General features: G+C 54.3%; 13 protein-coding genes and 1 pseudogene. 10 read left to right on the top strand and 4 right to left on the bottom strand.

Annotated features, from left to right (window positions below):
- Positions 1-331: 331 nt before the first annotated feature.
- The 7 genes and pseudogenes from C8N31_RS20700 to C8N31_RS09210 all read left to right on the top strand — a co-directional run bounded on the left by C8N31_RS20700 (position 332) and on the right by C8N31_RS09210 (position 4,616).
- Complete coding sequence (locus C8N31_RS20700) at positions 332-766, top strand: HNH endonuclease (RefSeq protein ID WP_051544666.1); 435 nt, start codon at positions 332-334, stop codon at positions 764-766.
- A 144-nt stretch (positions 767-910) separates the two neighbouring features.
- Positions 911-1,159: pseudogene (locus C8N31_RS09235) on the top strand (glutaredoxin); the annotation flags it as partial.
- 73 nt (positions 1,160-1,232) lie between these two features.
- Positions 1,233-1,667 (top strand): c-type cytochrome, encoded by a 435-nt coding sequence (locus C8N31_RS09230; RefSeq protein ID WP_025049889.1) that lies wholly within the window; start codon positions 1,233-1,235, stop codon positions 1,665-1,667.
- A 27-nt stretch (positions 1,668-1,694) separates the two neighbouring features.
- Positions 1,695-2,036, top strand: a complete 342-nt coding sequence (locus C8N31_RS09225; protein WP_025049888.1) for a copper resistance CopC family protein — start codon at positions 1,695-1,697, stop codon at positions 2,034-2,036.
- A gap of 2 nt (positions 2,037-2,038) precedes the next feature.
- Positions 2,039-2,887 (top strand): copper resistance D family protein, encoded by an 849-nt coding sequence (locus C8N31_RS09220; protein ID WP_025049887.1) that lies wholly within the window; start codon positions 2,039-2,041, stop codon positions 2,885-2,887.
- A gap of 59 nt (positions 2,888-2,946) precedes the next feature.
- Positions 2,947-4,194, top strand: a complete 1,248-nt coding sequence (locus C8N31_RS09215) for a multicopper oxidase family protein (protein WP_231476908.1) — start codon at positions 2,947-2,949, stop codon at positions 4,192-4,194.
- Complete coding sequence (locus tag C8N31_RS09210) at positions 4,176-4,616, top strand: c-type cytochrome (RefSeq protein WP_037918989.1); 441 nt, start codon at positions 4,176-4,178, stop codon at positions 4,614-4,616. Before C8N31_RS09215 ends, C8N31_RS09210 begins: the two co-directional genes overlap by 19 nt.
- Positions 4,617-4,646: 30 nt before the next feature.
- Here C8N31_RS09210 and C8N31_RS09205 read toward each other — a convergent pair whose 3' ends face one another.
- Complete coding sequence (locus C8N31_RS09205; protein ID WP_025049884.1) at positions 4,647-5,330, bottom strand: Crp/Fnr family transcriptional regulator; 684 nt, start codon at positions 5,328-5,330, stop codon at positions 4,647-4,649.
- Here C8N31_RS09205 and C8N31_RS09200 point away from each other — a divergent pair.
- Entirely contained in the window at positions 5,329-5,799 is a 471-nt protein-coding gene (locus tag C8N31_RS09200; RefSeq protein WP_025049883.1) for a hypothetical protein, read from the top strand. The genes C8N31_RS09205 and C8N31_RS09200 overlap by 2 nt on opposite strands.
- A gap of 299 nt (positions 5,800-6,098) precedes the next feature.
- Here the strand turns inward: C8N31_RS09200 and C8N31_RS09190 are convergent, their stop codons facing one another.
- Both C8N31_RS09190 and nrtS read right to left on the bottom strand, forming a co-directional pair.
- Complete coding sequence (locus tag C8N31_RS09190; protein WP_025049881.1) at positions 6,099-7,385, bottom strand: adenylate/guanylate cyclase domain-containing protein; 1,287 nt, start codon at positions 7,383-7,385, stop codon at positions 6,099-6,101.
- The gene (nrtS, locus tag C8N31_RS20695; RefSeq protein WP_025049880.1) at positions 7,382-7,675 is read right to left on the bottom strand and encodes a nitrate/nitrite transporter NrtS; all 294 of its coding nucleotides are present in this window, start codon (positions 7,673-7,675) and stop codon (positions 7,382-7,384) included. The genes C8N31_RS09190 and nrtS overlap by 4 nt, the downstream gene beginning before the upstream one ends.
- 214 nt (positions 7,676-7,889) lie before the next feature.
- On the opposite strand from nrtS, the gene C8N31_RS09180 reads away from it, so the two are divergent.
- The gene (locus C8N31_RS09180) at positions 7,890-8,240 is read left to right on the top strand and encodes an EthD family reductase (protein WP_338063676.1); all 351 of its coding nucleotides are present in this window, start codon (positions 7,890-7,892) and stop codon (positions 8,238-8,240) included.
- Positions 8,241-8,728: 488 nt separating this feature from the next.
- On the opposite strand, the gene C8N31_RS09175 is transcribed toward C8N31_RS09180, so the two are convergent.
- Positions 8,729-9,682 (bottom strand): SDR family oxidoreductase, encoded by a 954-nt coding sequence (locus tag C8N31_RS09175; RefSeq protein WP_025049878.1) that lies wholly within the window; start codon positions 9,680-9,682, stop codon positions 8,729-8,731.
- 161 nt (positions 9,683-9,843) lie between these two features.
- Here C8N31_RS09175 and C8N31_RS09170 point away from each other — a divergent pair, with 161 nt between their 5' ends.
- Entirely contained in the window at positions 9,844-10,734 is an 891-nt protein-coding gene (locus tag C8N31_RS09170; RefSeq protein WP_025049877.1) for an AraC family transcriptional regulator, read from the top strand.
- Positions 10,735-10,826 lie beyond the last annotated feature (92 nt).

The following is a 10,826-nucleotide window of genomic DNA, read 5'->3' as shown; positions in this document are numbered from 1 at the left end:
CGCCCGCAGATGTCTACTTCGGGCGTGACAAAGCCATTCTAAAACAACGCGAAAGGATCAAACGCAAGACGCTCGAAACGCGACGCTTGCATCACGGCAAACACGCCGCATAATCACACTAACCAGATGAGCCAAACTCTCACTTAGTTTAAGCCGCTCTTGGTTCCAAAATCCCTGACGACGGACACCCAAACCCGGCGTTGAATACGATGTTCTCGGGCTTGGTTTTGTTACCAGTTGGGCAGATGGTTACTTTACCATTGAGGGCGCTAACAGCGAAGGTGAAACACACGAGAGACCTGACGCTCCAAGGGCAAGGGCATCGCAAGGTGTGGCGTCCGCTCCCGACACTGACTTTGATACGGAAAACGATGCCGACCTAAGGCAAAAGCAGATCACCACTGTCGCCGCAAGGCGTGGTCAGGCTAGTTTTCGGGCAAGCCTACTTTCCGCATATGAGGGGCGCTGTTGCATCACCGAATGCGATCTAGTCGATGCTTTAGAAGCTGCGCACATCTCGCCATATAGGGGATCACAGTCCAACCATCCACAAAACGGGCTTCTCTTAAGGGCCGATATACATACCTTGTTTGATCTCGGGCTTATGGCTGTCGACCAAAACAAGAAGCTTATTCTTGCACCGCCGTTAGCCCTGTCTCAGGCATATTCCAGCCTCACTGGCATGACCTTGCGGGAGCCAAGCGATCGACGTCTTGCACCAAGTAGAGAGGCTCTGCGGAAGCATAGAGAATGGTCTGGGCTCTAGTGGTGGATTCTGCACATTAATGCCTCTCGCTGCTAATGCGAAAACAGGCCGTCGCAGGGGCGGCGTCGATACGAAGGGTGGAAAGCCGACATTCTCTGCGGCTGCATTCCTATAGAGCCGTAGCGTTGGAAGCTGACATTCAGATATCCGTTCGTTGAGCCGGGTGCTAGTCTGTTTATGATGGCTGGTGTTCTCACGTGGTTGTCCGCACCAGCAGCGTTGTTTGTCGCCAGCATCGGCGCGATCAGTGTGTTCAAGGCGGTCTACATCGATAAACGCGAACTCAAGTCTGCCTGTGTCGGTGGTGACAGCAAGGTTCCATTAGGATTCGTGTCACTGACGGAGAACCTGATGATGGTCGGTATGGCGATCTGGATGCTCTCGAAGCTGTGATAATAAATTGTTTGACCCTCCACCTGCAGGAAGCCTTAGCAACACTCAAAAGCGCAAAGGGGCGGAGCCTACAATGAGATCAATAATCGTAGTTGCGGCCTTACTGGTTGGAGGTGGCGTAGGCTACGCGCTTTGGCCGAACGCATCGCAAACACCACAATCGGACCCCGCATCCAATTTTGAGGGTGGTGCTTTAGCTGATGTGCTGGTGCCTGAAACGCTGTCACAGAACGCCCAGATTGGGCAGCTTGGATATGAGGCCAAGTGTGCTGCTTGCCACAGTGCGAATGCAGCGGGTCAAGATGGCGTGGCTCCGCCATTGGTCCACATCATTTATGAACCCAGCCACCACGGTGACGAAGCGTTTCAACGGGCGACTGAGTTGGGCGTTCGGGGCCACCATTGGCCGTTTGGTGACATGCCTCCCGTAGAAGGTGTCACACGGGCAGACGTTACGATGATCATCGCTTACATTCGCGAATTACAACGTGCCAATGGGATCAACTGATCTCCAACAACAAGACAGGAAACAACAATGAAGACTTTTCTACTCGCAGGCATGATCGGAATTTGGGCAACAGGTGCGATGGCACACTCCCCCCTTGATGCAACGACTCCTGCTAATGAGGCCACCGTCACAGAGATGCCGAGTGAAGTCTTGATGGACTTCAAAGGCGACATTCGGCTGACACGGGTTTCGATCACACATGCTGACACCCACAGTATGGACATGGACCTTGGGGATCAAACAGCATTCACGCAGGAGTTTGCTTTGCCAATGCACGATATGGGTGCAGGGACCTACGTCGTTGAATGGCGCGGCCTTGGTTCCGATGGTCATGCGCTGAATGGCACCTTCAGCTTCAACGTCGAATAACAGTGCCTGATGCGTTCGGGTTGGCCGCCATTATCGCAAAGTTTGCGCTCTATCTTGGTTTGATGACTGCGGCTGGCACGGTCATGGCCACATGCATGTTTCGGCTAGATCGCACTCGTGGTTTGGCCGCAGCATTCGCCGTTGTGGGGTTGATGGCAACGATCCTCGCCTTCTCATTGCGGGGTGCCAATCTGACGGGAAATGTCAGCGGCATGACCGATCCTGAGATGCTTGGCCTGCTTTGGACCACACCTGTAGGCACTGCTTTGTTGTTACGTTTGGTGGGCCTTGGTCTGTTGATCGCTGGTCTGTTCATGGGCCGCCTTGGGATGTGGATTTCTATGCTGGGTGGTATCATTGCAATCTGGTCGTTTGATCACATTGGACACGTTTCTAGCCGTGACACCACACTGCTCGAAATCGCATTGACGTTGCATTTGCTGGCTGTTGCCCTCTGGATCGGGGTTCTCACGCCGTTGAAACGACTGGCATCATCGCCAGCCACATATACGTCGGCTGCGGATGTCGGGCATCGGTTTGGCGTTGTCGCCATGGTTACCGTTCCTGCGTTGATTATCGCGGGTGGCTACATGGGCTATGAACTGGCCGGGTCACTCGAAGCGCTTGTAGGAACTGGCTACGGGCAGGCATTGATCATCAAGATGTTGCTAGTCGGCTTGCTTCTTGGGCTGGCCGCTGCCAACAAGCTTCGGTTCATACCTGCGCTTCGTGCGGGCGATCCAGCCGCCGCAGGCCATCTTTCCAAATCCATATCGGTCGAATGGCTGGTCATCCTGGCAGTGCTGGGAACGACCGCTGTTTTGACAACAAATCTGACTTTGCCAACATGAGGCTCCGCATGAACAGACGACACTTCTTGGCTACCGTCTCAGCCACAGCGATATTACCGATGCCCACATTCGCAGCCCAAGATACGTTGCGGCTGAAGGCGGAAGCGGTGACGCAGCAAATCTTACCCTTGGGAGACGGTGTAACGTCTATGTTGGGTTTCAACGGATCGATGCCCGGTCCCGAACTGCGGGTGCGACGTGGCGAACGTGTGAACATCGAGGTCGAGAACGGTCTTGAGGAAGGCACAGCGGTGCATTGGCACGGCATCAGGTTGGAAAACCGGATGGACGGGGTGCCGATGTTGACGCAAGAATTGATCGAACCTTCTGCCACCAAAACCTACAGTTTCATCCCGCCGGACGAAGGCACCTATTGGTATCATTCGCATTACATTTCTCATGAACAGGTCGCTCGTGGCATGATGGGTCCGTTGATTGTTGAGGATGAAACGCCCCCAGATGTTGATCACGACATAACCGTGTTGATGGCAGATTGGCAGATGCAAGAAGATGGTAGTCTGTCGGACGAGTTCGCCGACATGCACAGTGTCGCTCACGGCGGTTACATGGGAAACTTCGCCCGTGCATTCCTATCCCAAGATCTGGTGAAGACGGGGGATCGTGTTCGGTTTCGGCTGATCAACGCGGCCACAAACCGTATCTTTCCCGTCGCGGTGAGTGGCGTCGTCGGGGCGGTCGTGGCCTTGGATGGCATGGCCCTATCCGAGCCACGTCCTATAGAAGAACTTACTCTTGCACCTGCACAACGGGCAGACTTGATCGTTGATATCACTGGCCCCGTGGGGATCGATATGATGACCCGTCAAGGACCATATAGATTGGCTGATCTGACTGTGAATGGCACAAATACGGATAGGCTGGCTGGACCGATCATGGCTCTGTCACCGCCAAACCTGCCAACACCTGCTGAACCTAGCCAGCATCTGACGCTGACGATGATGGGTGGTGCAATGGGTGGTCGCCATGATGGTGACAATATCTGGGCCTTCAACAATGTCTCGGACCTACAAGGCGACCCATTCGGCTCATTCCAAAGTGGCGAAACGGTGCGGATCACATTCGCAAACGACACATCTTTCCCGCATGGCATCCACCTGCACGGTCACCACTTTTATGAAGTTGATCAGAGCGGGGCCTTGGGCGACTTACGGGACACAACTCTGGTGAATGCAGGCGATAGCCGTGACATCATCTGCGTGTTCGACAACTCTGGCCGATGGTTATTGCACTGTCACATGCTCAGCCACGCTGTTGGCGGGATGCGCACATGGGTGAACGTAGCATGAAGTGGCTCTTACCCGTCTTGCTGTTGCTGGCTTCCACAGTCGCTGCTGATCACAATTGGGAACAACGCGATATCGTTGCAGGTCAAAGCTTGTACGCAGACAACTGTGCATCTTGCCACGGTGCAAACCTTGAGGGACAGCCGAACTGGCAATCCCCGAACGCCGATGGTGTGCTACCAGCCCCGCCGCATGATCGGACGGGTCACACATGGCATCACGATGATGAGCTGCTGTTCGAATATACCAAGTTGGGTGGCGCTGCTGCATTAGAAGTCAGAGGTGGCACTGGGTTCAACAGCGGGATGCCTGCCTTCAACGAGACACTTACAGATGATGATGTATGGGATATCCTCGCCTACATCAGGTCAACTTGGCCTGAGCGGGAACGTGAGGCCCAAGCGAGTAGGAACCCACAGCACTGATGGCATGTCCACATGATGAACATGTCCTCACTATGGCAGCGTATATTTCCCACGACCAACGCGGACCATGCGACCGTCGTCACACAGCCCCCGCAGCGCGCGATAACAGGCTTCATGGCTAAGATTAATGCGGGACGCCAACTCGGTCACCGTTGCATCAAGGTAGCTTGCTTTGACAGCCGCCAGTATGCGTTCTTTGGCTGACGGGATTGCCAGCAACTCGATATGTGCGCGGTACTTTTGGAGCTGAACAGCAAGCAACCTTGTGAAGCATTCAGAGAAAGCAGGATTAGATTGCATCGTTGCAACGACATCTGCCTTTGCGATCTTGGTGACGCTTCCAGCTTTGCTGCATATCGCATCGCAGTGGTACGTCGCTGAGAAGACTGATGCCTCGGCAAACAGCCCGCCCGACACTGCCCTGTGTAGGGTCAAGGTATCGCCACCCAACCCAGTTCGTTGCAGCGTCACGCATCCAGATACAACACGGTAAAGCCCCGATGTTATCTGGCTCTGGCGAAACAGCACGTCCCCCTTCTGCATGTCAATTGTGCGACACGCAGTAGCGGATAGATGAGAAAACGGATCAGGAAGCATATGATCCAAGTCATAAGTGATCAGAGTGAATTTGGATAGGGTGATCAAGAAATAGGAGTGTTCAATGAAACTAGGTCTTTTATCCGCAACGATGATGTTCGTTGCATCCAATGCCATGGCCCAACATGCTCATACGTCGGGGTCGCCAAGCGAAACGGGTCAGTCACAGTTCGCAGCGATTGCCGAGATCGTCACTCTGCTGCGTGATGATCAAAACACGGACTGGGCGCAGGTAGATATCAAAGCACTGCGTGATCACCTCGTGGATATGGATAACGTGACGACGAGGGCGTCGGTTGAGCGAACGGTCGATGGAATGAGTGTGAAGTTCATAGTCATTGGCGATCAGGTGGTCACAGCATCGATCAGGCGCATGGTGCTGGCACACAGTCCGATGTTGCAGGGATCATCGGATTGGACCGTCACCGCTGGAGAAATAGAAGGCGGTGCATCAATGCTGGTTCAGGTCGGGTCAGACGAAGAGTTAAACCAAGTTCTGGGATTAGGTTTCTTTGGATTGATGACAATCGGTGCGCATCATCAACAGCATCACCTTATGATCGCAACAGGGCGATCACCTCACTGAACAAAAGTCCAAAGCAGACCTCCAGAAACTAATGTGGAAAGGTCGCTTTGTCCGCAGACTACCAGTTCACTGTTGGCCCGATTTTGCACCTGCAGAGAAAGTTCGGAATGACGGGCCTCACCGCAGCATTGACGACCATTGTTGGAGGTCTGCAAGGGGCCGCCCTTGAAGGCGGCGCAACCTTCGCGGCACAGGCTTTCTATCCGGGCATCGCATCGGATTTTGGCAGGGTCGGATCCATAACGTCCCAAGGCTGTGCACTTTTGGCAAAGTTATCGCGACTTGGGGTGTCCTGACCCTTAGCGATCGCTAGAATCGTCTAATTGGGTTTGAAAGCGAGCCTGGATTTCACGCAATTCTTCAATAGCGCTGCGAATATCTGAGCTATCGATGATATTGACCTCGACACGTTGACCGGTGTGAGACAACTGCCTGCCTGAGGTCCGGTCTTTGGATGCCACATATTCCGAAAGCTCGAAGTATTGAACAGGTCGTTTGAAGCCGCGTGGAATAAACTCACCTTTGTCTTCGACTTTCACATGTGCTTCGACCAGTGAAACCGTGTTCTGGTCCATGACTATTCTCTTTGGATTGGCCAATCCCTGAAGTCGTGCAGCCAAGTTTACTGGGCTACCCAAAACGGTGTAGTCAAGCCGCTGATCCGAGCCAAAATTTCCGACGGTACAATACCCCGTGGCAATGCCCATCCTGACGCGCAGTCCGTTGGCAACACCATTTTTCTTCCAGAAACTTTGCAACTGTTCGACCCGTTCTTGCATCCTTACCGCCATTTCGACACACTGCAGGGCATCCTCTGCATCCCCTTGGGTTTCCGGGTCTCCAAAGAAGACCAAGATCGCGTCGCCGATGAACTTGTCGATAGTGCCACCGCACTCGATGGCGATGTTTGTCATTTCCGACAGATATGAATTGATCACGGTTGCCAGACGTTCGGGCTCCATTGTGTCGCTCAGATCGGTGAACTGCACGATATCGGAAAAGAAGATTGTCAGGTTTTTGCGCGCATGCGTTTTGGCCGCATCCTCTGTCTCGGAGAAAATACTGTTATAGATCTGCGGAGACAGGTACTTGGCGAGCCGATTTGCCAATGTCTCAAGCTGCTGGCTCTTTTTTTCTATAATCTCTCGGTCGCGAATTTTCTGCTCAAGCAAGTCCTCGCGTTCGCGCCGCAGCGACCATTCAGCGGTCCGGTCGACAAACTGGCCTTGAACACCATTGAGGTAGGAAAAATCGTTATTCTGTGTGTATGTGGACAGCAAGGAGAACACGCGATCCTCGCCTTCGACCGAGACCTGAACATGCGGCAAGAGCACGGACCCATCTTTCTCCAGGCCCGTTCTGTATAGATCAATCTGCTTGCCCGGCAGGCCCAGACGCTCCAGCACATCCAGCATGGATGTATCTGTGGCGTCGCCCAATTCAGGAAAAAAGACGCGGAAATTCTCGTTCACGCGTCGAATTTCGAGGTCTTTAGTGGCAAAATACGCGGCTGTGATGGCATTCTCGAAGTTGAAGAAACTAAGGCCCAGAATAGTTTTCTGATTGAAAAACTGCTCAGCATTCATGACGTGTGCCCGTTAAGTTGGGCAGTGTTGTCTTGTTCTCTGTACTGCCGCTCTGTTTGCGCAATTTTACCCGTCACAGCGCCCCAGGTCGTGACGCAATAGGGGACACAATATGTCAGTAGCACTTTGAGCAACGGTGGGAAGCGCCCAGCCAGGAGGACATCTCCATGATTGATGGCCGTCAGCAGGGTGCCAACGATAAGAGCCGTTACGGCCGCTTTGTGCGGTGTGCCATCTCCGAAAAGCAAGGACGGCAAATCTGCCCTCTTTCGTGATATCTCGTTCGACATATCGCAAGTCTCCGCTCTGGGTTCAGACAGAATGTTCGACCGGAACGCCAGGCGGCCAATGGCTCGTAAGCAGATGATAGGGGCACATCAGTCGATGTAACAGGTCTTTCTTTACCTGTCGTCCCGCCCGAGGTTTGGCCCGTTAATGGCACCTGCATCCACCATAGGTACTGTGATCACGCTTGGAAGTGCCTGCATTGAGGGGTAGCGTCTCATGACTGGCCCAATCACTGGCGCTGGCAGACGGGAGAAAACAATGACGCTTTCACTGCAGGTTTTATACACAACAGAAAATGGCACGACGTTCGATCATGCCTATTACGCGTCAACACATATGCCCATCGTTACCGAACATATGGGCCCTCATATTCAACAAACGCTGATCACCAGAGGTTTGGCAGGTGGCCCAGAAACACCCGCAGGATATCATGCCATTGCGACCATGACCTTTGGGGATCAGGCGGCGTTGGATGCAGCAATGGCCGCTGCGGGACCGGCGTTGCAGGACATTCCAAACTTCTTCAGCGGAGATCCCAAGATGCTCATCGGCGAAGTTGCCGATTGAACGAAAGGTGTCGCAATGGCTGGCCGAAACCTATGACAATAACAAAGGCTTCGGTCAGCTTTGGTGTTTAGAGAACTTAACGCCGAAGACGTTTCGGCACATAGCGATTTATTTCATATTCCGATCAGGGGATGCATTTTTTGTTGACGGAAAAATCGACCAGATCTTTCTGGCTTTGATATTTCGTTGTCAATGCTCGCCTAAGGTTTCCAGTTAGAAAAAAACGACCGTTCTTGCTTCCCTGTCTAAGAGCAGCTCTGGGTACCCCAGCGGCAAAGGCCCGATTTCCTGATCTCCCGGTGCTGGTGTATTGCGCTCCCGCAGCGAATGTCTCCATTGTGAACTACGACCGCAGCATCCGAACTGGGTGCTCAAAGTCGACAATGGGCCGCTTTCAATAGCGACCCTACTTTGCGTTGCAGTTACGTTGCCGCGCCCTTTGCGCTGAACCGGTCTAAAGCTGCTTGCCGGTGGCGGCGGCACTGGGGTCAGAGTTTCCACTCGAACCCGACGGCTTTTTCGGACTCGTCCCAAAGACGTGTCATGACAGCCTTGTCATGGGCGTGAGCGTTCAGTGTGCCCTTGCCGACCGGGCCAACCGCTTCCATCCGGCCCGTTGGACCGTAGAGGGCGCGTTGCTCGGTCAGGGACTCTTCGGTCGCGCAAATAACCTCAGGGTATGAGCCTTGTTCCGCAGTCTGGACCATCGGCGTCTTGGTCATTAGCCACCAGATGAAACGCATTTTCCGGCTTCCGCTGGTGGTGATCAGCGATGTGGCTGACGAGCCTGGATGACAGACGAAGACCTGGACTTCTCTGCGCCCTGCAGCGGCCAGCCGGTCCTGCAGCTCGTAAGCAAACATCATTTGCGCCAGCTTGCTCTGCGAATAGGCGGTGTTTGCGCCGTAGCCTTCGTCCCAGTTCATGTCGTCGAACTTGATGGTCTTGAGACCCATGTTGTAGCCGAGGCTGGCCACAACCACGATCCGGCCTTTGCTTTCAGCGATGCGGTCAAAAAGCAGACCATTGAGCAGAAAATGCCCGTAGTGGTTGGTGCCAAGCTGGCTTTCGAAACCGTCGACGGTCAGCTTGCGCGTCGGCACCTGCGCGATGGCCGCGTTATTGATCAGCGCGTCGACCTGAGGCACCGTTTTCAGAACCTCTTCTGCGGCCTCGCGCACGCTGTCCAGGACGGACAGGTCCATGCGGATGAAGCTCACGTCAGCTTTCGCGCCGAATTCCTGTTTCAGATCTGCGATGGCCGCCTCGGATTTCTCGGCTGAGCGGTTGAGCATCACCACCTTGGCGTTCTTTTTCAGAAGAATGCGCGTGGCTTGAAAACCTGCGCCAGCGTTGGCGCCGGTGATGATGTAGGTCTTGCCTGACTGATCCCCGAGGCGCTCGGGTGTCCAGCCTTTGGGTCCGAATGTCGTATCTGCCATGTTCTGTCTCCTACCAGCGCAGGCTGGCCGTTTGCGATTTCATTGTCTGAAAGCACAGATAGAACCCGGCAGGGTGCAGAAACAGGCGATATCCTCTCGATTACTTGCCCAATCGTCTCAACCCCATTGCAAAGAGGAAAGCCCTCTGCCAGCTAGGTTGCATGAGCAAAGACCAAATAAAAAACCTTATCGAGCGCCGTCTGCCAGAGACGGGCCTCGTCGATACCGCGTTGAAAGGCGTCCAGCTTTTCCGGGTGACCGAGGCCATGCCCTGCGTGCCTGCTGTCTACGAGCCCACGGTGGTGGCCATTCTCAGTGGCACCAAGGAAGCTGTTCTGGACGGTGAGCACCACGTCTATGGCAGCGACAAATACCTGCTGTGCCCCATGACTTTACCGGTGGAGGCGGGCACGCCTTTGGCTTCAAATGACGATCCTCTGCTTGGCGTCGTGATTGCGCTGGAGCCACGAATGATGCGGGAGCTCACCATGGAGATCGAGACCGCCGCCGGTGGCAACAAACAATTGCGGGACGGCGCGCCATCGGCTTTGGCATTGGCGTCTTGGGATGGTGGTTTCACGCAGGCACTGCTGCGGCTTCTCGAACTGCTCGACAATCCGGTTGATCAGGAAGTACTTGGACAGGGGCGACTACGAGAGTTATGTTACGCGGTGCTCATGGGCGAGGCCGGGGTCGCCGCAAGACGGGCTTTTGGCGTCGGCAACGAAATCGCGCGCACCATCGATTACGTCTCGACCCACCTGAACGAGCAGGTCACTATCGACAATATGGCCGAGCACGTCGGCATGAGCCGCGCTGTCTTTCATCGGCGGTTTAAAGAAGCCACGACAATGTCCCCGATACAGTTCGTGAAATCCATGCGGCTGAACCACGCCGCAATGAAGATCGCCGAAGGAAAGCCCGTGTCGGAGGCGGCATGGGATGTAGGCTATCAAAGCTCCTCTCAATTCAGCCGCGAGTTTAAGCGGATGTACGGCCAGTCGCCCCGGCAATGGAGCAACGCGGCACAGGTATCAGAACGACTGAACTAAGGTGCCACTGCCACTTCAGGCTCGTGGTGAATGTCCGGAAAGCGGGCTGCGACTGCAGCATTCTGATCTATAGTTGAGTGACCGGTTTGGGC

Origin of the sequence: Sulfitobacter mediterraneus (genome assembly GCF_003054325.1) — a bacterium.
GTDB classification, from domain to species: Bacteria; Pseudomonadota; Alphaproteobacteria; order Rhodobacterales; family Rhodobacteraceae; genus Sulfitobacter; species Sulfitobacter mediterraneus.
This window is presented reverse-complemented; position numbering and strand designations above follow the sequence as displayed.